General features: G+C 61.9%; 21 protein-coding genes. 7 read left to right on the forward strand and 14 right to left on the reverse strand.

Features of this window, described 5'->3' with window-relative positions; translation table 11 throughout:
- Positions 1-7: 7 nt before the first annotated feature.
- Both G7009_RS02650 and G7009_RS02655 read right to left on the reverse strand, forming a co-directional pair.
- Complete coding sequence (locus G7009_RS02650) at positions 8-1,198, reverse strand: PAS domain-containing sensor histidine kinase (RefSeq protein WP_181128430.1); 1,191 nt, start codon at positions 1,196-1,198, stop codon at positions 8-10.
- Positions 1,188-2,003 (reverse strand): alpha/beta fold hydrolase, encoded by an 816-nt coding sequence (locus G7009_RS02655; RefSeq protein ID WP_181128431.1) that lies wholly within the window; start codon positions 2,001-2,003, stop codon positions 1,188-1,190. The genes G7009_RS02650 and G7009_RS02655 overlap by 11 nt, the downstream gene beginning before the upstream one ends.
- Positions 2,004-2,106: 103 nt before the next feature.
- Between G7009_RS02655 and G7009_RS02660 the strand changes: the two genes are divergently transcribed.
- From G7009_RS02660 to G7009_RS28125, 4 genes are all read left to right on the forward strand, one after another.
- Positions 2,107-2,643: an AAA family ATPase gene (locus G7009_RS02660; RefSeq protein ID WP_181128432.1), complete on the forward strand. Its 537-nt coding sequence runs from the start codon at positions 2,107-2,109 to the stop codon at positions 2,641-2,643.
- A gap of 117 nt (positions 2,644-2,760) precedes the next feature.
- A complete protein-coding gene (locus G7009_RS02665) occupies positions 2,761-3,345 on the forward strand; it encodes a GNAT family N-acetyltransferase (protein ID WP_181128433.1) in 585 nt (194 codons plus the stop codon).
- Between the two features lie 156 nt (positions 3,346-3,501).
- Positions 3,502-3,654, forward strand: coding sequence for a hypothetical protein (locus G7009_RS02670; protein WP_258197850.1), 153 nt, complete (start codon positions 3,502-3,504; stop codon positions 3,652-3,654).
- Positions 3,636-3,914 (forward strand): hypothetical protein, encoded by a 279-nt coding sequence (locus G7009_RS28125; RefSeq protein ID WP_375139528.1) that lies wholly within the window; start codon positions 3,636-3,638, stop codon positions 3,912-3,914. Before G7009_RS02670 ends, G7009_RS28125 begins: the two co-directional genes overlap by 19 nt.
- Positions 3,915-4,044: 130 nt before the next feature.
- Here G7009_RS28125 and G7009_RS02675 read toward each other — a convergent pair whose 3' ends face one another.
- Genes G7009_RS02675 through G7009_RS02695 form a run of 5 tightly spaced genes read right to left on the reverse strand, consistent with a single transcriptional unit; the run spans position 4,045 to position 10,252 of the window.
- Positions 4,045-5,787 (reverse strand): acetyl/propionyl/methylcrotonyl-CoA carboxylase subunit alpha, encoded by a 1,743-nt coding sequence (locus G7009_RS02675; RefSeq protein ID WP_181128434.1) that lies wholly within the window; start codon positions 5,785-5,787, stop codon positions 4,045-4,047.
- Positions 5,784-7,406, reverse strand: coding sequence for a 5-oxoprolinase subunit B/C family protein (locus tag G7009_RS02680; RefSeq protein ID WP_181128435.1), 1,623 nt, complete (start codon positions 7,404-7,406; stop codon positions 5,784-5,786). Before G7009_RS02680 ends, G7009_RS02675 begins: the two co-directional genes overlap by 4 nt.
- A 9-nt stretch (positions 7,407-7,415) precedes the next feature.
- The gene (locus G7009_RS02685) at positions 7,416-8,222 is read right to left on the reverse strand and encodes a putative hydro-lyase (protein WP_181128436.1); all 807 of its coding nucleotides are present in this window, start codon (positions 8,220-8,222) and stop codon (positions 7,416-7,418) included.
- A complete protein-coding gene (locus G7009_RS02690; RefSeq protein ID WP_181128437.1) occupies positions 8,219-8,989 on the reverse strand; it encodes a LamB/YcsF family protein in 771 nt (256 codons plus the stop codon). Before G7009_RS02690 ends, G7009_RS02685 begins: the two co-directional genes overlap by 4 nt.
- Before the next feature lie 27 nt (positions 8,990-9,016).
- Positions 9,017-10,252, reverse strand: coding sequence for an NRAMP family divalent metal transporter (locus tag G7009_RS02695; protein ID WP_181128438.1), 1,236 nt, complete (start codon positions 10,250-10,252; stop codon positions 9,017-9,019).
- A gap of 268 nt (positions 10,253-10,520) precedes the next feature.
- On the opposite strand from G7009_RS02695, the gene G7009_RS02700 reads away from it, so the two are divergent.
- Positions 10,521-11,183 (forward strand): GntR family transcriptional regulator, encoded by a 663-nt coding sequence (locus G7009_RS02700; protein WP_181128439.1) that lies wholly within the window; start codon positions 10,521-10,523, stop codon positions 11,181-11,183.
- Positions 11,184-11,297: 114 nt separating this feature from the next.
- Here the strand turns inward: G7009_RS02700 and G7009_RS02705 are convergent, their stop codons facing one another.
- The 7 genes from G7009_RS02705 to G7009_RS02735 form a co-directional block, all read right to left on the reverse strand.
- Positions 11,298-11,780, reverse strand: a complete 483-nt coding sequence (locus G7009_RS02705; RefSeq protein WP_181128689.1) for an HIT family protein — start codon at positions 11,778-11,780, stop codon at positions 11,298-11,300.
- 120 nt (positions 11,781-11,900) lie between these two features.
- Positions 11,901-12,284, reverse strand: coding sequence for a RidA family protein (locus G7009_RS02710; RefSeq protein WP_181128440.1), 384 nt, complete (start codon positions 12,282-12,284; stop codon positions 11,901-11,903).
- A gap of 33 nt (positions 12,285-12,317) precedes the next feature.
- A complete protein-coding gene (locus tag G7009_RS02715; RefSeq protein WP_181128441.1) occupies positions 12,318-13,010 on the reverse strand; it encodes a DUF3726 domain-containing protein in 693 nt (230 codons plus the stop codon).
- A gap of 2 nt (positions 13,011-13,012) precedes the next feature.
- Positions 13,013-14,707 (reverse strand): hypothetical protein, encoded by a 1,695-nt coding sequence (locus G7009_RS02720; protein ID WP_375139529.1) that lies wholly within the window; start codon positions 14,705-14,707, stop codon positions 13,013-13,015.
- Between the two features lie 26 nt (positions 14,708-14,733).
- A complete protein-coding gene (locus G7009_RS02725; RefSeq protein WP_181128443.1) occupies positions 14,734-16,284 on the reverse strand; it encodes a BCCT family transporter in 1,551 nt (516 codons plus the stop codon).
- A gap of 57 nt (positions 16,285-16,341) precedes the next feature.
- Entirely contained in the window at positions 16,342-17,328 is a 987-nt protein-coding gene (locus G7009_RS02730) for a dipeptidase (RefSeq protein ID WP_181128444.1), read from the reverse strand.
- A 13-nt stretch (positions 17,329-17,341) separates the two neighbouring features.
- Positions 17,342-18,784, reverse strand: a complete 1,443-nt coding sequence (locus G7009_RS02735; protein WP_181128445.1) for an aldehyde dehydrogenase family protein — start codon at positions 18,782-18,784, stop codon at positions 17,342-17,344.
- A gap of 92 nt (positions 18,785-18,876) precedes the next feature.
- On the opposite strand from G7009_RS02735, the gene G7009_RS02740 reads away from it, so the two are divergent.
- Together G7009_RS02740 and G7009_RS02745 are read left to right on the forward strand one after the other, a co-directional pair.
- On the forward strand, positions 18,877-19,758 hold the full coding sequence (locus G7009_RS02740) for a LysR family transcriptional regulator (RefSeq protein ID WP_181128446.1): 882 nt from the start codon (positions 18,877-18,879) through the stop codon (positions 19,756-19,758).
- A gap of 132 nt (positions 19,759-19,890) precedes the next feature.
- Entirely contained in the window at positions 19,891-22,086 is a 2,196-nt protein-coding gene (locus G7009_RS02745) for an OsmC domain/YcaO domain-containing protein (protein WP_181128447.1), read from the forward strand.
- Positions 22,087-22,099 lie beyond the last annotated feature (13 nt).

Here is a 22,099-nt window from a genome sequence, read left to right on the forward strand (position 1 = left end):
ACGCGGGTTATCCAGGTCCCGTCGGCCGCTCGACCAGGGGCAGTCTGGCGCTGAAGGTCGTTCCATCGATAGCGTTGGAACTCACCGCAACCTCTCCTCCGTGTGCTTTGGCGATTTCCCGCACGATGAACAGCCCGAGGCCCACGCTTCGCACATTGTCCTCACGCTCGCTGGCACGGGTCATGGGTTCGAAAAGGCGAGCCATCACACCTTCCTCGATCACGCAGCCCCTGTTGTGCACGGAGACGGTAGCCGTTACGTCCTCCAGGGACGAGGTGATGGTGATCGGATAATCGAGATCACCATAGGCCACACTGTTGGCGACCAGGTTGCCAACGATTTGCTGGATACGATCAGCATCGAGATCGGCAGTGCCCACACCCAGGGATTCGTGGCGCAAGTTCGCCTGGGGGAAGGCAAGTCGCAGTTCGTTGACGCTTTGGCCGATCACCTTGTGCAGGTCGAGGGGGTTTCGAGTGATGCCGATACCATGGCCGACCCTGACCAAGGCGAAATCGAGCAGCTGCGCAATCATGCGTCGCGCTCGCTCGGATGACTGGCTGATATGGCCGAGCAACTGGGTTTCCTGGATGCTGCGTTCGCCGCGGGAGAGCAGATCGGTGGCCATCTTGATCGCGGTCAGTGGGTTTTTCAGGTCATGGCTCGCGATTGCCACCATCTGTTCGGCGAACAAGGCTCTGCGCTGGGATTTTTCATAGGCCAGCTTCAACTCCGCTTTCGCTTGCCGCAATGCCATCTCGGCATCGGTCTTTTCACTCAGCAACGCTTCGGCCTGCTTGCGCGCGGCGAGCAGCTCGCGCTCGTACCGGTCACGATCCGTGGTGCCGAACAGGGCCAGCTCATAGAACACCCCGCCGGGGTATTCACGTCGGACTCCGTTCAGCAACATGGTAACGGTATGCCCGGCGCAATGGACCAAGTCGAGCTTCACCTCGGCGACGGAGCCCTGCATCCGCATCAGGGGTGCCCAGTGGGTCTGATGAAAGATTCGTCCTCCCATGGTCAGCAGTTTCTGGAACTGTCGGCCGCAAAGCTCGGAGGGCTCAAGGCCGATCCAGGTGCGGAAGATGTCGTTGGCGCGCAAGATCGTGCCATCTTCGGTAGTGACGATCAGCCCACAGGGCGCGCCTTCGAAAAGTGCCTCGAAGTCAGGCAACGCGGGCGGGTCAGCCGGCATGTCCGACGACCCAGGGAGACAGGAACTGGTCCATGGCTTCAGAGCAGGCACTCGGCGCGCTCATGTGCGGGCAGTGACCGACATTGGGGATGATGCACAGGGTACTGGCAGGCATGACGGCATGCAGGTACTCGCCCACGGCAAGAGGGGCGATCAGGTCATCGGTCGACTGCAGAATCAGCGTCGGCGTAGCGAGCCCCGCGATATCGGATCGGTTGTCCGACAGGAAGGTGACGCGCGCGAACTGCTTGGCGATCTCGGGCTCGGTTCGGCAGAAGCTGTTGGCCAGCTCCTCGCTGAGGGCCGGCTGCCCCGGCGCGCCCATGATGACCGGCGCCATCGTGCTCGACCAGCCGAGGTAGTTGCTGTCCAGGGTATCGAGCAGCGAGTCGATATCCTCGCGTGTGAATCCGCCTACATAGCCGTCCGAATCGATATAGCAGGGTGATGGACCGACCATGACGTGCGCCGCGACGCGGCCTGGCATCATGCGATCGGCCAATGCGCCGATCATGGCGCTCACGGAATGTCCGACCAGGATGACCGGTCCCACCGCGTAATGCTCGATGATCTCGCTGAGGTCGTGGGCGTAACCGGCGAGCAAGCTGTATTTTTCCTTGTCGTAGGCGCCGAGGTCCGACTTGCCGGCACCTACCAGGTCGTACCGGACCACCCGAAAGCGGCTGGTGAAGTGCCGGTACAGGTAGATCCACATCGTCTGATCGCAGCCGAAGCCGTGAGAAAGAATCAGGGTCGCCGGGCCATCGCCCTCGACACTGACGTTGTTACGCTGCTGAAGAGTCATGTCTGTTATCGCCGCGTAGCCCCATGGATTCAGCCGGGTATGATACCGGAGGTTTGAGGCCGTAGGGCCACCACATCCTTGGAATGAGAGAAACGGAAGCCCCATGCGACGGATTGTGATACTTGGTAATGCAGGCAGTGGTAAATCCACCTTCGCGCGTGCCTTGGGCAAGCGCCTTGAGGTGTCGGTGGTACACCTGGACTGCCTGTTCTGGGAACCTGGCTGGGTCGAGCCCGACGCCGAGCGATTCCGAAACCGGGTGCGGGAGGCAGTGGCCAGCGGTACCTGGGTCTGCGAGGGCAACTATGCCCGACGCACCTTCGATCTGCGCCTGCCCCGTGCCGACCTGGTTGTCTGGCTCGATACCCCACGGCTGACCTGCTTTCTGCGAGTGATCAGGCGCAGCGTCACGAATCGCCCTCGGCCTGACCTCGCGGCGGGGTGCAAGGAGAAGTTCGATCGAGCGTTCCTGAAGTTCCTGTGGTTCGTATGGACGTTCGACCGCAGCTACCGTCCCGGTATCGAAGCAGTCCGCTTGGCCATAGCCGTGCAAGTGCCCACGGTGCACTTACGCGGTACGCGGCAGATTGCTACATTTCTCGATGGCTTGACCCCGGTAGAGGAAGGCTGTCGCCCATAGATCAGAACCCTTGGCCGGCTCCGCTCGCAAGCATCCTGAACCTTCACCCTGCCTGCGCATACGGATATACACGTCGGGCTTATCGATCAGCGCAATCTCCCATAATGGATCTTCGCCATGGAATGCACGCCCACTCTCAAGACCCGCCGCCTGACCCTCGTACCCCTGCGATTGGCTGACGCACCGGCTGTTCAATGGCTGTTCGCGCACTGGGAAGTGGTGCGCTATCTGGATAGCCGCGTCCCCTGGCCTTATCCCGAAGATGGCGCGCTGACCTATATTCGCGACGTTGCCCTCCCTGCAATCGAGGCAGGACGCGAATGGCACTGGATGATCCAGCTCAGCGGGGAGTCGGCTTGCAGCATCGGTAGCATCAGCCTGTACGACCAGCCAGGGAACAACCGGGGTTTCTGGCTCGCGCCCCAATGGCAGGGCAAGGGCTACATGCGCGAAGCCTGTGAAGTCATCAATGCCTACTGGTTCGAAACCTTGAGCCGGCCCCTCATGCAAGTGCCCAAGGCTGTGGCCAACCTTGCCTCGCGTAGCATTTCCGAACAGGAGGGGATGCGGCTGGTGGACGTGCGGGACGGCAAATTCGTGTCCGGAGCGATGCGCAAGGAGATCTGGGAGCTGTCACGGGATGAATGGCTGGCAAACGCTGGAACGAGCGGCATGATCGAGCTGAATGGGAACGAAGCCTGAGAGTTCCATCTTCAATGCCTCGATATGCAGCAGATTTCGATCTGGCTCCAAGGCAGCTCGCAAGCTTCCAACCACTCAAGGGGTTACAACATAGGCATTGCATAGTCTGGGTGTGCCGCTAAATCGCATAGGTCAGGCCTATGCAGGAGCACCACCATGCGCATCGTTTCGATTCTCAAGAATGGTAAAAACCAAGCAGTTCGCTTTCCAGACGACATGGCTTATGAGGGTGTCGGAGAGCTGGAAATCACGCGCTGCGGCGACACGATCACGCTACTACCTACGCTGAGATGCGATACGGGCAGATAGGCAAGAAAACATCACCCAAGCACAAGACGTTGGTCGATGAGTTTGTAAGACGTCTGGATGAGGTTTCACCTTGGGATCGGCACGCCGACGACATGACGATAAGACTAAAGCGTGAACTGACTGAAGTTGGATCGGTAATTGGCGAAAATGATATCGCAATAGCGGGTCACGCGATTGCCACCGGCGCTGTGTTGGTGACGAACAACGTGCGAGAGTTCAGCCGCGTTGCAGGGCTTTCTTACGAAGACTGGGTTCACTGAACAGGCGCGTAGGCCAGGCCCTTCGAGAGACCGGCGCAGACAAGCAGCAGCGAAGAATGACCGGTCTCTTGACGGTAGTGGCCGCTGGAGGCACAAGTCCAAATCCTTCGCTGCCGCTTGTATCATCTCCTCAGAGCGTTGCCGTTCTACCCAATGCCGCGCCTGCCTCCAGATAGGCACCTGCCTGCTGCTCGATGACCAGCCTGCCACTGCGCGGTGCGGTTACCTGGGTTTCCATCTTCATCGCTTCCATCACCGCGATGACGTCCCCGGCCACGACCTGGGCACCATCTTCCACCAGCCAGGCGTGCAGGTTGCCGGAAATGGGCGCCTGTACCTGGTCCTCACAGGGTGCGACAGGGTCGGTTACCGGGTTCGGTGCCGCCAACGACCGATCGGCCAGCGGCGTGAGGCTTTGCAGCAAGGCACTGGGCAGGCCCACCGCATGACGCTTGCCGTCGATCTCGATGAAGGTGCGTAGCACGGCCGCATCCTCCACGGGCAGAGTCCGTGGGGCGAGGGTGACCCGTTCGGCGAAATCGGTTTCGATCCAGCGTGTGTGCACGGCGAACCGGCCGGGGCCGGTAAAATCGTCATGGGCCATGACGGCCTGGTGGAAAGGCAGGACCGAGGCGACGCCTTCGATGCGGAACTCGGCCAGGGCGCGGCGGGCTCGTGCGATGGCCTGTTCGCGGGTAGCACCGCTGACGATCAGCTTGGCCATCATCGAATCGAACGTGCCAGGGATTCGCGAACCGCTGGTGACGCCGCTGTCCAGGCGTACGCCAGGGCCGGAGGGTGGCTGGAAGAGGCTGATCTGCCCGGGTGTCGGCAAGAAGCCCTTGCCCGCGTCTTCCGCGTTGATCCGGAACTCGAAGCTGTGGCCGCGCGGGGCGGGTGTTTCGTCGAAGGACAGGGACAGGCCGTCGGCGATGCGCAGTTGCTCGATCACCAGATCGACGCCGGTGGTTTCCTCGGTGACCGGATGCTCGACCTGCAGGCGTGTGTTGACCTCGAGGAACGACAGGGTGCCGTCCTGGCTGAGCAGGAACTCCACCGTGCCGGCACCGACATAGCCCGCCTTGGCGCAGATGTCACGAGCGGCCTGGTGGATGCGTTGGCGCTGCTCGTCGCTGATGAAAGGCGCCGGCGCCTCTTCCACCAGTTTCTGGTTGCGGCGTTGCAGCGAGCAGTCGCGGGTGCCGACCACCACCACCTTGCCCTGCGTGTCGGCGAGGATCTGCGCCTCGATATGCCGAGGGCGATCGAGGAACTGTTCGACGAAGCACTCGCCACGGCCGAAGGCGGCTTGGGCTTCACGCACCGCCGAGGCGAACAGCTCGGCGACCTCGTCCAGGCGCCAGGCGACTTTCATGCCTCGTCCGCCGCCACCAAAAGCGGCCTTGATGGCAATCGGCAGGCCGTGCCGTTCGGCGAAGGCCAGCACCTCGGCCGCGCTTTCGACGGGTCCGGGCGTACCGGCTACCAAAGGTGCGCCTACCTCCTGGGCCAGCTTGCGCGCCTGGACCTTGTCCCCCAGCACATCGATGGTCTGTGGCTTGGGGCCGACCCAGATCAGCCCCGCATCGAGCACCGCGCGGGCGAAATCGGCGCGTTCGGAAAGAAATCCGTAGCCAGGGTGCACCGCGTCCGCGCCGCTGCGCCTGGCGATGTCGAGCAGCTTGGCGATATCCAGATAAGTATCGGCCGGACGCTGGCCATCGAGCGAATAGGCTTCGTCGGCCAGGCTCACGTGCAGGGCATCCATGTCGGCGTCGGCGTACACGGCCACGCAAGGCACGCCGTAGTCGCGGCAAGCGCGGGCGATGCGCACGGCGATTTCACCGCGGTTGGCGATCAGCAGTTTCTTCATGAGGGTTTCTTCGTATCGGCAGTTGAAAGAGAGGCTTCGGCGTCGGGTCGGATCTCACTGAACCTATCCAGCGGGTTGAAGCGGATCCGTGCGTTGACGGGTATCTGCCCGGCCAGGTCCAGATGGTGAGTGGCCACGGCGGCAATCACCGGGTAGCCGCCGGTCAGCGGATGATCCGCGAGAAACAGTACCGGTTGACCGTTGGCGGGGACCTGGATGGATCCGACGGAGGTCCCTTCACTGGGCAGTTCCTGATCCTGGCTGCGCTCCAGTGGAGTTTCGCCGAGCAGACGGATACCGACCCGGTTGGACTGCGCGGTGACACGCCAGGGCTGGCTGCTCAGACGATCGAGAGCGTCCTGGGTGAACCAGTCGCTGCGTGGTCCCATGACGACGTCGAGCGTGACGATGTCGTCAGCGGTGGGCAGTTCGAAGGCCGGTGTTTCATCGAGCGACACGCCGGTGCCCGTGGCGGGCGCGGCGAACGGCAGACGATCACCGGCGGCGAGCACGGGTGGGCCGACCTGTGCCAGGGTATCGGTGGACAGGCTGCCCAGCACGGGCGCTACATCGAAGCCGCCGCGAATCGCCAGATAGCTGCGCAGCCCCGCTTTGGGTGAGCCAAGGCTGACGCGATCGCCATCGTCCAGTTCGATAGGCTGGTAGTTGCGCGGGTGCCAGCGCAAGCCGCTGGCGGTGGTGATGCTGATCGGCGTCTGCGCGCCAGTGACCGCGATCACGGCGCGGCCATGACAGACGAAGCTCAGGCCGCCGAGCACCGCTTCCACGCAGGCCATGTCCGAGCGGTTGCCCACCGCGCGATTGGCCGCTCGCAATGCGCTCCGGTCCAGGGCACCGGAAGCGGCTACACCCTGGCTGGTCTGGCCGACGCGGCCAAGATCCTGCAATACACTTTGCAAGCCAGGGGTGATGATTTCCAGATACGTATCGCTTGCCGTCGTGAAAGCGTGTTCTGCGTGCCGAGGGGGCGGGAGACCCGCGCCGGGAAGCGGCCCGGCATCGATGAAGCGGACCCGGTAGCCAGGGCGCAGCAGGGCCGGTTCAGGACGGGCCAGGTCCCACATCTGCAAGGGCGTGACGCCGATGATCTGCCAGCCACCGGGGCTGGCTTGTGGATAGACGCCGCTGAAATCGCCCGCCAAGGCGACCGCGCCTGCCGGTATGCGGGTACGCGGGGTTTTCTTGCGAGGCACCTGAAAGCCGGCGCCGCCGGTGAGGTAGGCAAAGCCTGGAGCAAACCCGCAGAAGGCCACGCTGTAGTCGCTGCCGGTATGCCTGCGGATGACCTCTTCACGGCTGATGTCCAACAGGCTGGCAACCTCGTCGAGGTCCTCCCCCGTGTAGTGCACGGGAATCTCGACACGGCGCTCGTCGCGAACACTGCGATGGCTCAGGTCACGGGCAGCGATCCGGTTGACCAGGGCCTGGCGCTCGATGGCGCTGGGACGGAACTGGATCAGCAGCGTCCGGGCCGCGGGAATGACGTCTTCCACGCCGGGGATGGGCTCGGCCACCAGAGCATCGAACAGCGCCAGCGTCTCGTCGAGGTCGCTCAGTTCGACGAGCAGAGCGTCAAAGTTGACCGGTAGAAAGCGCACGGCAGTCTCCTAGACGTGGTACGTGCTGTCGGGCACGTCGGTGATGAACATGTGTCCGGGCGAATGGGTGATGGCAAACGGCACGCCGGAGGCCATGACCGCCGCCTGAGGCGTCACACCACAAGCCCAGAACACCGGTACTTCACCGGGTTCGATACGTACGGCGTCGCCGAAATCGGGACGCTCCAGGGCCTTGATACCCAGCAGTGCGGGCTCGCCAATGTGTACCGGGGCGCCATGGACTGATGGATAACGTCCGGAGATACCGACCGCGTCGGCCACGCGGTCCGCCGGGATCGGCCGCATGGACACCACCATTTCACCCTGCAGACGCCCGGCCGGGCGACAGGCACGGTTGGTCCGGTACATCGGGACATTGCAGCCATCGGCGATATGGCGCACTTCGATACCGGCCTCCTGCAGACCCGTCTCAAAGGTGAAGCTGCAGCCGATCAGAAAGGCCACCATCTCGTCATTTTCCGCCCAGGCTTGGGTGGCATCGCTGACTTCCTCGGTCAGCTGCCCATCCCGCCAGATGCGGTACAGCGGAAGGTCTGTGCGCAGGTCGGCCCCTTCGGCGAGGACGGTGCTCGGGCTGCCGGCCTCGGTGACGTCCAGGATCGGGCAGGCCTTCGGGTTGCGCTGGGCGTACAGGAGGAAGTCGTAGGCCCAGGCGCGTGGCAGGGCAATCAGGTTGGCCTGGGTCATGCCCGGTGCGATGCCGGCGGTCGGGTTGATCTGGCCGCCACGATATTGCGCGCGCGCCTGGCGAGCGGCGGCGATAGCTGTCTGGCGGGCATGTTCGAGTGCGTTCATCGGAGTGCTCCAGCAAATGGGGCCAAGGTAATGTTGGCGAGCTCGAAGACGCGGCGCAGTTCGCGGGCCATGTCTACCGCGGCGGGGCTGTCGCCATGCACACAGATAGAGTCGGCGTTGATGTGGGTCAGGCTGCCATCAATGGCCTCGATCATGCCGTCCTCGACCAGGCGCAGCATGCGCCGTGCAACGATTTTCGGATCATGCAGCACCGCGCCCGGCTCACGCCGTGAGACCAGGGTGCCTTGTGGGGTATAGGCACGATCAGCAAAGGCTTCGGCGACACAGTGCAGGCCTTCGTTACGTGCCAGCTCGAGCAGGCTGGAACCGGCCAGACCTACCAGGATCAGGCCGGGATCGACCGCGCGAATGGCTTCGATCACCGCCAGCCCTTGCCTGCGGTCGTGGGCAATGGTGTTGTACAGGGCGCCGTGCGGCTTCACATAGCGCACGTGGGTGCCCGCAGCCGTGGCCAGACCCTGTAGGGCGCCGATCTGGTAGATCACGTCGGCGGTCAGCTCATCGCTGGCCACGTCCATGTTGCGTCGGCCGAAACCGACCTTGTCGGGATAGGACACATGGGCCCCGATGGCGACGTTCTTTCGGTGCGCGGCCTTCAGCGTGCGCAGGATGCCGGCCGGATCGCCCGCATGGAAACCGCAGGCGACATTGGCGCTGGTCACCACCTCGAGCATCGCGGCATCGTCACCCATGCGCCATTGGCCGTAGCTTTCGCCCAGGTCGCTGTTGATATCTATGGTTGGCATTGTCGATAGTCCTTTGTGCATTCAGGTTCAGGCCACGTCGAGGAAGGCGAAGATCGGTCCCGCGGAAATCACCGCCATGTACCAGGTCAGCGCGCAGGTCAGGCCGCCGAGCACCAGCAACCAGCGCGGGTAGTGGTAACCGTCCATGAGGTCGGAGCGGCACCAGCCCACGTAGATGAAGATGCTCAGGCCGATAGGCAGTATCAGCCCATTGAAGCCGCCCGCGAAGAGCAGCAGCGCGGCGGGAGGGGTGCCCAGGAGCAGGAAGATCGCCAGGGACAGCGAGATGAATACCACCGTGGCACGGTTGCGCGTCCGTTCGGTGATGGACGGCTGGAACACGGTCACGAACGAGATCGAGGTATAGGCGGCGCCGATGACACTGGTGATACCCGCCGCCCAGAGGATCAACCCGAAGGCACGCAGGCCGAATTGGCCAGCCGCCGCCTGGAAGGCCTGTGCCGCCGGATTGGCGCCCTGGCCCGAGGTGTCGATCACCACCCCGCTGGCGACGACGCCGAGGATGGCCAGGAACAGGATGTAGCGCATGGCGCCCGTGACCAGGATGCCGGTGAGGGCGGCCCTGGTGACCGCCTGGAGGTTTTCCACGCCGGTCGTGCCGCGGTCCAGCAGGCGATGGGCACCCGCGTAGGTGATGTAGCCGCCGACGGTACCGCCGACGATGGTGGTGATGGAGGCGAAGTTGATCTGGTCCGGCAGCACGGTCTGGTACAGCGCCTGACCCAGCGGCGGGTTGGAGGCGAAGGCCACGAACAGGGTCAGGGCGATCATCGTGACGCCCAGCACGATCATGATCCTGTCGACGGCGACACCCGCCCGATGGGAAAGGAATATGCCGATGGCCACCAATGCGCTCAGCCCACCACCCCATTTGGCGTCGATCCCCATCAGCGCGTTCAGGCCCAGGCCCGCCCCCGCGATGTTGCCGACGTTGAAGATCAGCCCGCCGAAGATCACCAGGACGGCCAGCAGGTAGCCGCTGCCGGGAACGGTCGCATTGGCGATGTCGGAAGCGCGCATGCGCGTAAGGGTCACGATGCGCCAGACGTTCAGTTGCACGACGAAGTCGATGAGGATCGAGGCGAGGATGCCAAAGGCGAAAGCGGCACCGATGGTGGCCGTGAAGGTCGCTGTCTGGGTGATGAAACCAGGACCGATGGCCGAGGTGGCCATGAGAAATACGGCCGCGAGTAGCGACGATTGGCGGGATCTGGCGAATTCGCCGGTGCTCTTGGCCTGCATGCAGCGCTCCTGGGTAAGTGAATTACGTAGGCTGTATGTCAGGCAATCTGCGTGCCATTGTCAGTCTTTATGCAAAAAATCGTTTATTCATGTATGTTGAATTGTTGAACAAAGCCAGCTTTATTGATCAGCTATTGCACCTTTTTGTTACCTCTCCACTCACCGCGGGTAACGCCATGGTGCGTCCAGTGACAGCCAACGATGCTTGCCTAAGGCCGCATACTCGAAGACCATCTGCCTTTTCCAGGCCTACTGCGTGTGACGATCGATGAAAAAAGATTCCCTCGATAATCTGCCCACTCTCGGTGAAACCATCACTGCGGAAATCCGCCGCAAGCTGGTCGAGGGTGAGCTGGCGCCGGGGCAGCGCCTGTCCGAGGCCGCGCTGAGCGAGAGCCTGAAGATCTCGCGCAACACCCTGCGCGAAGCGTTTCGCATGCTGACCCATGAGGGCTTGCTCAGGCATGAGCCCAATCGAGGTGTGTTCGTCGCGGTACCGGACATGGGCTCGATCATCGACATCTACCGCGCGCGACGTTTCGTCGAGTGCCAGGCGCTGTCACAGGCCTATCCCAAGCACCCGGCGGTGGAGCGCATGCGCGAGTCCGTGGCCGTGGCGATGCGGTGCGCCGAGGCCCAGGACTGGGGAGGGGTGGGCACGGCGAACATGGCCTTTCACGCGGCCATTGTCGAACTGGCCGACAGCCCGCGCTTGAATACCTTCTATGCCCACCTGTCCGCGGAACTGCGCCTGGTCTTCGGGCTACTCAACGATCCGGAGTTCATTCATGCGCCCTATATCGACATGAACACCGCGATTCTCCAGCGGCTCGTGGCAGGGCGCCCGGCAGAGGCCGCGGCGGCGCTGGAGGCTTATCTGGTGCAGTCCGAGCGGACTGTGCTAGCGGCGTATGCACGGCGTGGGGGGTGAGGTGTCGCGGGCGATGCGCAACCTGTGGGGCTGATCCCTCTAAAGCTCTTCACGTCTGGTGAGAGCTGCTAAAGCCTGTCATCAAAGTGAACGGCTCCCTTAACGGCCTGCCAATCAAGAGAATGCAATTCGCAGATTCCCGATCACCTCTTCAATGGACGGTCCTTGAGCAGCAGGTGGCGTAGGACTTTCGCCAAACTCCCGCCAAATGAACAACGTCAACTCTGCACCATCCGTCAGCGAGTATGGGGTATGGGCTGACCCGAACGTTTCAAGCAGCCTGTATTTCGCATCGCTCCAGAACAGGGCTTCGACCCATGGGTAGACTGGAATGAAGTGAAAATGGATAGGCAGGTCTGGCTCATGGCCAAAGCGGCTGATGTAGAGACGTTTGGGTCGCAGTTGCCGCTCAAGGATCTGCTGGGTTCTAGCAAGCAAAGGGCCAAGCTCGGCCAACGCCTCCGGCGCTAGCTGGGCCAATGAGCTGGCTTGGGTCTTGGCGCCCAACATCAGATAGCCGGGAAGCGTACTGGCCAGATGGTGATTGATGATCCAGTGTTCAGTCTCATGAACGATAAAGTGCGGTGCGATTTCCATGTTGGCGCAGCCATCCTCAATATGCGCCGGCAGGGTGCCTAGGGTTTTCAGAAAGCTCAACTACCCAATCAGCGCGCGCTAATTGTCACCAGCATTCCTCACCCACTCAAGGCACGCGTTTCACGCGACCTGCGGCAAGCAGGCATACACCACCATTTCGACCAGCATCTCCTCGCGTGCGAGCCCCGCCACCACGACTGCGGCACGGTTGGGGTAAGGGGCCTGGAAGTACTGCGCATACACACCATTGACCGTTGCCAGGTAACTACGATCGGTGACATAGATCAATACCTGAGTCACGGCGTCCATCGAACTACCTGCGGCTTCCAGGGTATGACGCAGGTTGTCCAGGGTCTGGCGAGCCTGCGCTTCAATGCCGCCGGCGACCACCTGGCCGTGGGTATCTATCGGGATCTGTGCGGTGTAAAGCGTACCGTTGCCCACGACAGCCCACTCTAGCGGAGCTTTGGATGCGAACAGGTCGGTCTTGATGGCGTATTTCATGGGTGTATTCCTGAGTAAGATGGGCGAGACGTGTCAGTCGATATCGCTGCCGCCACCCGCGCCGTTGCGTCGCGAGGCTTCGGTGCTTTCGACCAGAACCTGTTCCGCCAACTGCTTGAGCCGCAGCCATGTGGCTTCGTGGACGCTGAAACCCTGCGCAAGCGCGGCGTGCGCGCTGGCCTGAGGGCGAGCAGGTGTTGCCGGGCGGCTGAAGATGACAGTGATGCTTTGCTCCACGTCCTCGGCGCAAGATCGCTCTTCGATGTGCAGGTCAGGACAGCCGTTGCCTGCGCGAAAGGACGCAATGCGAACTTGCCTGGCATCGCCCCAGCGCGCTTGAACATCCAGTCCCAGCTCAGCGACCCGCCCCAGATAACCGAGCAACAGGAGTCGGTTGTGGCATTGATGGATCTGCAACACGGCCTGGCCGCCACGCAGCGCTTTGCTCAGCGCGAACTCCACTACGGTCGCCGCACAACGCAGCACGCTCTGGCCCTTGGCATCGATCACCAGGAGGACGCTATCTTCATAACGCAGGGCGAAGGGCTTTTCAGCTTCGCTCTGCAGGTAGTCCAAGGCCTTTTCGAGTGCCCCGATGCCGTCCAGCCCTTGCAGTTGCAGCCAGCCGACCATGTCGGCGGCGTCCTCGCAATCGCCGGCGGCAAATCCCATGCCTTCGAAGGCCTTGCGGCACATCACCTGGATTTCGTTGAGGGATACGCGCATGTTCAATGGTCTCCTTTCGGCATGACCGCAAAGTTCCAGTCGTCGGCGAACGGCTGACCAATCTCGCTTACTAGCGGCGCTCCCTGGAACAGGGTGATACGTACCCATCGGCTGGATTTGGGGTCGAACTTGCCCGCGCCGAAGAACGCCAGCTTGCAACGCAACAGGTGGATGGGCAGCATGTCTCGGGCCAGCAGGTTGGTGCGGATCTCGCCGTAGGTACACTGCGCCATGCCCTGCAGGCGGCGGACCGTGCCCTTGAACGCTGGTTGCGCGATCAGGAAGTGCGCGGTCAGCTGATTCGGATGCGCGCGCAGGTGATCGAGCAGTGCGCGATGGCAGCGCTGGATGTTGCGTGCGATGCCCAGTTGCATCTCTTTCTCGGCGCCAGGCTCTTCGGCGCGCATGCCCAGGCGGGGCTCTTCCTTTTCAGCCGAGCGATACCAGAAGAAGTGTTCGGCATCGGTATCGCTGAAATCGTAGGCCAAGGCCCAGTCATAGTGCTGTTCGATCAGTTCGCGCAGCTCATCCAGGGGCATTTGCGCATCCAGCTGCCAGTTTTCAAGGACGCCCATCTGATCGGCCAGCGGCGTCACCTGCTCGGGGTACAGCTCCAGCAGCAGGCTGACCAGCAACTCCTGGCAACCCATCCCCGCGTGCGCTTCGCTCCACGCCAGCAAGCTTGACCAGAGATCGTCGCTGGCGGGCTGACGATTGAGCCAGTCGCCTAGTAAGGTGAGGTCGACAAGGGTCTGCAGGTCTTGCTCGTGCTGGCGCAGGTCTTCAGTCACGGTCTGTTGCAGGTGCAGCTGTGCCCGTTGCAGGAGCTGATGGAAACGCTGCATGCGCACCGGGTCGGCCGCTTGGGCCGCTACTCTGGCCAGTCCGGTTTCCCGCGCCAGGATCCATTGGTCGACCAGTTGCGGATGGTTGAGCAGGAAGGGCGCCATGCCCAGCCCGGTGGAGTTGCCCACGCCCAGATAACGCTGCAGTGCGATGTCGAGTTTGACCGCCCGTTGCGGATTGCGAGCCCGGGCCATGTGCTCGATCTGCTCGATGCTGAAATGGCGCAACAGGTATACGGCGAACATCTGCGCGCTGAAGGGCTGTTTGAAGTCCGCGTTGTCCTGCAGGCAACCGAAGTCGGCGATACCGAACTTACCGTTGCCATAGACGGCGGTGGTCCGATACAGGTAGCCGACATTGGCCAGCTGGCGTGGGTCTGGCTGGGTGCCTTCGGCCAGGGCCGAGACGAATTGCTCGAAATTGCGCAGGCTGCGGTTGGCGCGAGACAGCACCAGCACCCGGGCGTCGAAGCGGCCTGCTTCCTGTAGCGGAACGTTGCGCCGCAGGTCGACCAATTGTGCCTCGTCGAGATCCCCGGCTACCAGGACGAAGCTGATATCCCATTGATCGGCGATTACCCGGTCGCTGCGCTTCTCGGGCGGCAGGTAGGCCGACAAGATCACGCAGTGATAGCGCGCGTTCGGCGTATCGATGCGATAGATGGCGGTGCCGAAGCCTTCTTCATTCAGATCGAAACGGCTGCGCTGGATGCGCCAGTGCTGATTCATCATGCGGCGCATGCTGCTGCGCACAAAACTCAAGGGGCTCTGGAAATGGCTACCAAGGCGTGGCAGGTCCATGACCTGGCTGGCGGGACGCAGAGCGAGCGCGGCAAACTCGGTGTCGGACATTGTTGTCATTCCTGGATGGATCATGATCAGAGACCTTGCTCGCGGGCCATGTATCGGGCGATGCGTACGGCATCCCACAGCGCCGGCAGGATCACCAGCGACACCGGCACTGCGGTGATGACGATGAACGATTGCAAGGCTGTCACGCCGCCGGCACCGATAGTGATCAGCACCACGGCCGCCAGGCCCATGCCGATTGCCCAGAAGCCGCACAGCCATTTCTTCGGTTTGTCGTTGCTCGACATCGCCAGCGCGACGGTAAAGGCCATGGCGTCGCCATTGGTCGCCACCGAAATGAAGCTCAGGAACAGAAACAGCGCGCTGATCAGGCCGCCTAGGGGCAGGCTTTGGGTGACGCCCAGCAGCAGGTCTTCAGGTTTGCTGCCATGGGCGGTGACGATCCCGGGTGTCTGCAACTCAAGGCCGATGCCGGTACCCCCTACCACGGTGAACCAGAACATGGTCACCAGCGGGGCGATGATCGACAGTGTCATGATGATCTCGCGAATGGTGCGACCCCGCGAGATCCGTGCGACGTACAATGCGACCATGGGCGCATAACCGATGAACCAGCCCCAGTAGAACACCGTCCACCAGTCCAGCCACTTGGGATCGGCACGGAACATCGTCAGCGGGATGAACTGCTCGACGTGCAGCGCGAAAGCCGAAGGGAAGCCCCCGAGGATGAACAGCGTCGGCCCGAACACCACCATGAACAGTGCCAGGCCCAGCATCAGCCAGACGTTGATCTCGCTGACGAAGCGGATGCCCTTGAGACCGACCAGGCAAGAGGTGGTGTACATCAGGGTGACCAGGACGATGGTGATCGACTGGGTCAGGATGTCGTTGGGCACTCCCCAGACCGTATGCAGGGCGCTGCTGATCTGCAGACCGAGGAAGCCGATCGGACCGATGGTGCCGGCGACCACCGCAATGATCGAGGTGGCATCGGCGAATGTACCGATGGGACCTTTCAAGGCGCGTTCGCCGAACAGCGGGTAGAGCAGGGTACGAGGTGCGAGCGGCAGGCCCTTGTCGTAGTGCAAGTGCATCAGCACGATCGCCAGCAGGCTGCCAAGCACCGCCCAGGCCAGGAACCCCCAATGCACGAAGGACTGTGCCAATGCCGCGGTCGCCGCGGCTTCGCTATGCGGCTGTACACCGGCAAAGAACGGCGCAGGACTGGCAAAGTGCATCAGCGGTTCAGCCGCAGCCCAGAAGGCTCCGCCACCTGCGAGCAATGCGCACATGATCACGGCGATCCAGTTGAAGGTGCTGATGTCCGGCCGCTGCTCGATGCCGCCCAGGCGCACGCGTCCGCACTTCGAAAAACCGATGCCCAGGCTGACCGCGAAGGTCGCCAGCATCAGGACCTGCCAGTACAGGCCGAAGACCTTGGTCGACCAGGCGAACAGCGTGTTGACCAGCGCCGATACCGCCTCGATATCGACCAGCGCCGCGATCAGGAAGGCGCCCAGAAAGCCGCCGCTGATCAGGAACAGCGGCCAGTCGATATCTCGGGCGATCGGTGGGGTCAAGGTTTGACCGTCCACCTGTAGGGTGCTTGGATTTTTCATGAATCCTCCAGAACCTGCGTTTGTTTTTATTATTCATGCTGTCCGTGCAGGGATGGCTCAGGCCTGTGCCGTGGTGGCGGTTTCCAGCAGGCGCAACCAATTCAGTCCCATGATCTTGCGCACATCGTCTTCGCTAAAGCCACGGACGCGCAGGCCCTGGGCGATAGTGGGGAAGTCGCGGCTGTCGCGGAACCACTGCAGCGGAGTTGGCCAGTTGGCGTTGTCCTTGGAGCCTTCGCCGTAGTCCTTCTCCTTGCTCCAGCGCCCGTTGCGCATCCACTCGAGCACGGACAGCGGCTGCGACTGGCACAGGTCGGTACCGATGCCGATATGCTCGACGCCCATGAGGTCGGCGGTCTTGGCAATCATGTCGCAGAAGCTCTCCAGGCTGCAGGCCGAGGCGCCCTTGAGGTGGAAGGGATAGGTGCTGAAGCCCAGCAGACCACCGGATTGGGCGATACCGCGCAGCACCTCATCGGACTTGTTGCGTTTGGCCGCATGGAAGCTCGACGGATTGGCGTGAGAGATGATCACCGGTCGGCTCGACAGCTCGATGGCTTCCAGCGTGCTGCGTTCGGCGCTGTGCGACATGTCGATGAGCATGCCGACCCGGTTCATCTCGGCGATGACCTGGCGGCCGAAACGGCTGATACCATTGTCTTCACGCTCGTAGCAGCCGCTGGCGAGCAGGCTCTGATTGTTGTAGGTGAGTTGCATGACGAACACGCCCAGTTGGCGGAAAACTTCCACCAGCGCGATGTCGTCCTCGATCGGCGAGCAGTTCTGGAAGCCGAAGAAGATACCCACCTGGCCGTTTTCCTGGGCCAGTCGAATATCGCTGGCCGAGCGTACCGGGCGGATCAGCTCGGGCCAGGTTTCGAAGCGACGGTTCCACTCGCCCAGGCGCGAGAGCGTTTCACGGGCGTTTTCGTGGTAGGCGATGGTGGCGTGCACCGCGCTCAGGCCACCGGCCTGCATCTGCCGGAATATTTCCGGGCTCCAGTTGGAGTACTGCAGGCCGTCGATCATCAGAAGGTCATGCATGCTGAGCGCTCCATCAAGGCCGGACATAAGTGGTCTTGACCACGGTGTAGAAGTCGCGGGCGTACTGCCCTTGTTCGCGCGGGCCGAAGCTCGAGGCTTTGCGACCGCCGAATGGCACGTGATAGTCGGTGCCGGCGGTAGGCAGGTTGACCATCACGCAGCCTGTCTGGGCACGGCGCTTGAACTCGCTGGCATGGCGCAGCGACTGGGTGATGATCCCGGCGGTGAGGCCGTACTCGGTGTCATTGAGGGTCGCCAGGGCCTCCTCGAAATCGCTTGCTCGGATAACACAGGCGATGGGCCCGAACACTTCCTCGCGGTTGATGCGCATGTCATTGCGGCTGTCGATGAACAGCGCCGGGCGCATGAAATAGCCGTCGGTCTCCAGTTGCAGGCGCTCGCCACCTTCTATCAACGTGGCACCCTCGGCCTGAGCCAGGCGCAGGTATTCCAGGTTCTGTTCCAGTTGCCGCGCCTCGGCCACCGGACCGATCTGCACGCCGGCCTCCAGGGCATGGCCGACCTTGAGCTGACGCGTGCGTGCGCGCAGGGCCTCGACAAAGCGGTCATGGATGCCCGCGCAGACGATCAGGCGCGAGGACGCCGTGCATTTCTGTCCCGTGCCGAAGAACGCGCCATTGAGTGCGCATTCCACGGCCACCTCGAGGTCGGCGTCGTCCATCACCACCAATGCATTCTTGCTGCCCATTTCCAGCTGGCAGCGCACAAGGTTGCCGGCAGTGGCGACGGCGACATGTCGGCCGGTGGCCAGCGAGCCGGTAAAGGTCAGCGCGTCGATTTTCGCTGACTGCACCAGGGCTTCCCCAACGCTGGAGCCGCTGCCCATGACCAGGTTGAAGGTTCCATGGGGCAGACCCTGGCGACTGATGATCTCGGTCAGTGCCCAGGCGCTGGCGGGCACCAGGTTGGCCGGTTTGAACACCACGGCGTTACCGAAGGCCAGGGCCGGGGCAATCTTCCATGCGGCAGTGGCCATGGGGAAGTTCCAGGGAGTGATGATGCCCACCACGCCTATCGGCTCACGATGCACTTCGATATCGATTCCGGGGCGCACGGAGGCAGCGGTCTCGCCCATCTGGCGCAGCACCTCGGCTGCGTAGTAGTGGAAGAACTGGCCGCTGCGATTGACCTCGCCGATGCCCTCGGCCAGTGGCTTGCCTTCTTCACGCGAGAGCAGTTGGCCGAGCTCTTCCTTGCGGGCTATCAGCTCGTCGCCGATAGCCATCAGCACACGTTGGCGCGCTTCCAGGCCTACGGCTGCCCACAAAGGCTGCGCGGCACGGGCGGCCTGGATGGCCGAGTGGGTTTGCTCGGCGCTGGCCTGATGGTATTCACCGATCAGGTCAGTGACGTCCGAGGGACTGTGGTTGCTCAGCGTGGCGTGGCCTTCGCACCACTGGCCATCGATGTAGTTTTTGTAGGGAGTGAGTGACATTGAGAACCTCCGTTTGCCTGGCTCTCATCTTGCGAGCACTATGCTAAAAATAAAAATTAATAAAAAAAATGATTCGATAAGGATTACTAAGCATGTTGCCAGAACTGAAAATTGCCCAGTTGCGCTATTTCTTGCTGGTGGCTGAGCTCAAGAGTTTTCATGCCGCCGCGCGACAGGCGTATCGCACCCAGCCGGCGATGTCCCTGGCGGTGCGCGAACTGGAACAGAAACTCGGACAGGCATTGATCGAGAAGGGTGGCGGCCGTGTCGCACTGACGCCCTTTGGCGAGCATTGCCTGCCCTTGTTCCAGGCCCTGATCGATCACCATGACCGCATCGCTCGCGAGGTTACCTTGCTGGCCCGGCATGAAATTGGCCAGGTCAGCATCGCCACGGTGCCTTCGGTGGCCAGCCGGTTGTTGCCGGGCCCTTTGGGACGTTTCGTGGCCGAACATCCGAATGTGCAGATCGGCATCCAGGACGGTACCGCCGACAGCGTCCAGCAGCTGTTGGCTCAGGGGCAGGTCGACTTCGGCATCAGCAGCATGTGGATGGCCGACGATCAGATCGAGTTTGCACCGCTCCTCAATGACCACGTGGGTGTGGTATGTCGGGCTGATCACCCTTTGGTGCGCGCCGGAGGGGCTTTGCACTGGTCGCAACTGCAGGGTTTGCCGATGATTCGTAACGGCACTTCACGTCTGCTGGAAGGCACCGACGCTCAATGCTTGCTGGAGCACAGTCGCTTGTTCATCTCCAACATGATCTCGCTCATCGCGATACTGGAGGAAGGTGTCGGCATCAGTACCTTGCCTTACCTGGCGTTTCCACAGGAAAACGAGAAGCTTGCCTTTCTGTCGCTGGCCGAACCGAAAGTGGAGCGGCGGATTGGAATACTCACCTGCAAGGGGCGCAGCTTGTCGCCAGCCGCGGAGGCGTTGATGCAGTTCTTGAAGGCGCATGTGTCGCTATAGGGATTACAGGCGCCTCGGGCAGGCAAAGCGTGCGTGGAGGCCGCACGGCACAACACATCATTCAAGACTTCCCAGCGAAAAAACCGGATAATGCCGGCCATTTCGTTTCGCATTTTATGATGGTATTCCCGCATGGAAATCAAGGTCAACTTTCTCGACAACCTTCGACTTGAAGCCAAGTTCGATGATTTCACGGTGGTGGCCGATCAACCTATTCGTTACAAGGGCGATGGTTCGGCGCCGGGCCCGTTCGATTATTTCCTGGCGTCATCGGCGTTGTGCGCGGCGTACTTCGTGAAGTTGTACTGCGAGACCCGTAATATACCCACCGATCATATTCGTCTGTCGCAGAACAATATCGTCGACCCGGAAAACCGCTACAACCAGATCTTCAAGATCCAGGTCGAGTTGCCCGCGGATATCTCCGCCAAGGACCGCCAGGGCATCCTGCGCTCGATCGACCGCTGTACCGTGAAGAAGGTCGTGCAGACGGGGCCCGAGTTCGTGATCGAGGAAGTGGAAAATCTCGATGCCGATGCGCAGGCGCTGCTGATGCCGGATTCGACCTCGGACGCGCTCACCTATATCCCGGGCAAGGACCTGCCACTGGAGCAGACCATCGCCACCATGTCCGGCATCCTCGCGGGCCTGGGCATGAAGATCGAGATCGCCTCATGGCGCAATATCGTGCCCAATGTCTGGTCGCTGCATGTGCGCGATGCGCATTCGCCGATGTGCTTTACCAACGGCAAGGGCGCGACCAAGGAAAGCGCGCTGGCGTCGGCGTTGGGCGAGTTCATCGAACGTCTCAACTGCAATTTCTTCTACAACGATCAATTCTGGGGCGAGGACATCGCCAACGCGGATTTCGTGCATTACCCGGATGAACGCTGGTTCAAGCCTGGTCGCAAGGATGCACTGCCCGCGGAAATCCTCGACGCGTACTGCCTGGAAATCTATAACCCCGATGGCGAACTGCGCGGTTCGCACCTGTACGACACCAATTCCGGGAATGTCGCGCGTGGTATCTGTTCGCTGCCGTTCGTGCGCCAATCGGACGGCGAGGTGGTGTATTTCCCGTCCAACCTGATCGAAAACCTGTACCTGAGCAATGGCATGAGCGCCGGTAATACCCTGGCCGAGGCGCAGGTGCAGTGCCTGTCGGAGATCTTCGAACGCGCGGTGAAACGTGAAATCCTCGAGGGCGAGCTCGCCTTGCCGGATGTGCCGCAGGAAGTGCTGGCCAAGTACCCCGCCATTCTGGCGGGTATCCAGGGCCTGGAAGAACAGGGCTTTGCGGTGCTGGTGAAGGATGCGTCGCTGGGTGGCGAATTCCCGGTGATGTGCGTGACCTTGATGAACCCGCGTACCGGTGGCGTGTTTGCCTCGTTCGGTGCGCACCCCAGCCTTGAAGTGGCGCTGGAGCGCAGCCTTACCGAATTGCTGCAGGGTCGCAGTTTCGAAGGCCTGAACGACCTGCCTCAGCCTACCTTCGAAAGTCATGCGGTCACCGAACCGAACAACTTCGTCGAACACTTCATCGATTCCAGCGGTGTGGTGTCATGGCGCTTCTTCAGTGCCAAGGCCGACTTCGAGTTTGTCGAGTGGGACTTCTCCGGCGAGGGCGAAAACTCCAACGAGGAGGAAGCCGCGACCTTGTTCGGCATCCTCGAGACGCTGGGCAAGGAAGTCTATATGGCGGTGTACGAGCATCTGGGCGCTACCGCCTGCCGCATCCTGGTGCCGGACTATTCGGAAATCTATCCGGTGGACGATCTGATCTGGGACAACACCAACAAGGCGCTGCTGTTCCGCGCCGATATCCTCAATCTGCACCGCCTGGACGATGCCGGCCTGGAAGCCCTGCTTTCGCGTTTGGAAGCCAGCGAACTGGATGACTACACCGACATCACCACCTTGATCGGCATCGAGTTCGACGACAATACGGTCTGGGGCCAGTTGACGATCCTGGAGCTGAAACTGCTGATCCATTTGGCCTTGCGGCAGTTCGAAGAGGCGAGGGAGTTGGTGGGCGCCTTCCTGCAGTTCAATGACAACACGGTCGAGCGCGGGCTGTTCTACCAGGCTTTGAACGTGGTGTTGGAAGTGGTGCTGGACGAGGACCTGGAACTGGAAGACTACGAGGTCAATTTCCGCCGGATGTTCGGTAACACGCGTATGGATGCGGTGTTGGGATCGGTCGACGGAAGCGTGCGTTTCTACGGCTTGACGCCGACCAGCATGAAACTCGAAGGCCTCGACAGGCACCTACGCCTGATCGATAGCTACAAGAAGTTGCATGCGGCACGAGCGAAGGTAACGGGTTGACCATGACGAGCCA

It is taken from the genome of Pseudomonas capeferrum (assembly GCF_013523055.1).
In the GTDB taxonomy this organism is placed as follows: domain Bacteria; phylum Pseudomonadota; class Gammaproteobacteria; order Pseudomonadales; family Pseudomonadaceae; genus Aquipseudomonas; species Aquipseudomonas capeferrum_A.

Bases quoted from the DNA above. Each gene is read 5' to 3' on its own strand.
- G7009_RS02650 (WP_181128430.1), bottom strand. From the start codon at position 1,198: ATGCCGGCTGACCCGCCCGCGTTGCCTGACTTCGAGGCACTTTTCGAA.
- G7009_RS02655 (WP_181128431.1), bottom strand. From the start codon at position 2,003: ATGACTCTTCAGCAGCGTAACAACGTCAGTGTCGAGGGCGATGGCCCG.
- G7009_RS02660 (WP_181128432.1), top strand. From the start codon at position 2,107: ATGCGACGGATTGTGATACTTGGTAATGCAGGCAGTGGTAAATCCACC.
- G7009_RS02665 (WP_181128433.1), top strand. From the start codon at position 2,761: ATGGAATGCACGCCCACTCTCAAGACCCGCCGCCTGACCCTCGTACCC.
- G7009_RS02670 (WP_258197850.1), top strand. From the start codon at position 3,502: ATGCGCATCGTTTCGATTCTCAAGAATGGTAAAAACCAAGCAGTTCGC.
- G7009_RS28125 (WP_375139528.1), top strand. From the start codon at position 3,636: ATGCGATACGGGCAGATAGGCAAGAAAACATCACCCAAGCACAAGACG.
- G7009_RS02675 (WP_181128434.1), bottom strand. From the start codon at position 5,787: ATGAAGAAACTGCTGATCGCCAACCGCGGTGAAATCGCCGTGCGCATC.
- G7009_RS02685 (WP_181128436.1), bottom strand. From the start codon at position 8,222: ATGAACGCACTCGAACATGCCCGCCAGACAGCTATCGCCGCCGCTCGC.
- G7009_RS02690 (WP_181128437.1), bottom strand. From the start codon at position 8,989: ATGCCAACCATAGATATCAACAGCGACCTGGGCGAAAGCTACGGCCAA.
- G7009_RS02695 (WP_181128438.1), bottom strand. From the start codon at position 10,252: ATGCAGGCCAAGAGCACCGGCGAATTCGCCAGATCCCGCCAATCGTCG.
- G7009_RS02700 (WP_181128439.1), top strand. From the start codon at position 10,521: ATGAAAAAAGATTCCCTCGATAATCTGCCCACTCTCGGTGAAACCATC.
- G7009_RS02705 (WP_181128689.1), bottom strand. From the start codon at position 11,780: ATGGAAATCGCACCGCACTTTATCGTTCATGAGACTGAACACTGGATC.
- G7009_RS02710 (WP_181128440.1), bottom strand. From the start codon at position 12,284: ATGAAATACGCCATCAAGACCGACCTGTTCGCATCCAAAGCTCCGCTA.
- G7009_RS02715 (WP_181128441.1), bottom strand. From the start codon at position 13,010: ATGCGCGTATCCCTCAACGAAATCCAGGTGATGTGCCGCAAGGCCTTC.
- G7009_RS02720 (WP_375139529.1), bottom strand. From the start codon at position 14,707: ATGTCCGACACCGAGTTTGCCGCGCTCGCTCTGCGTCCCGCCAGCCAG.
- G7009_RS02725 (WP_181128443.1), bottom strand. From the start codon at position 16,284: ATGAAAAATCCAAGCACCCTACAGGTGGACGGTCAAACCTTGACCCCA.
- G7009_RS02730 (WP_181128444.1), bottom strand. From the start codon at position 17,328: ATGCATGACCTTCTGATGATCGACGGCCTGCAGTACTCCAACTGGAGC.
- G7009_RS02735 (WP_181128445.1), bottom strand. From the start codon at position 18,784: ATGTCACTCACTCCCTACAAAAACTACATCGATGGCCAGTGGTGCGAA.
- G7009_RS02740 (WP_181128446.1), top strand. From the start codon at position 18,877: ATGTTGCCAGAACTGAAAATTGCCCAGTTGCGCTATTTCTTGCTGGTG.
- G7009_RS02745 (WP_181128447.1), top strand. From the start codon at position 19,891: ATGGAAATCAAGGTCAACTTTCTCGACAACCTTCGACTTGAAGCCAAG.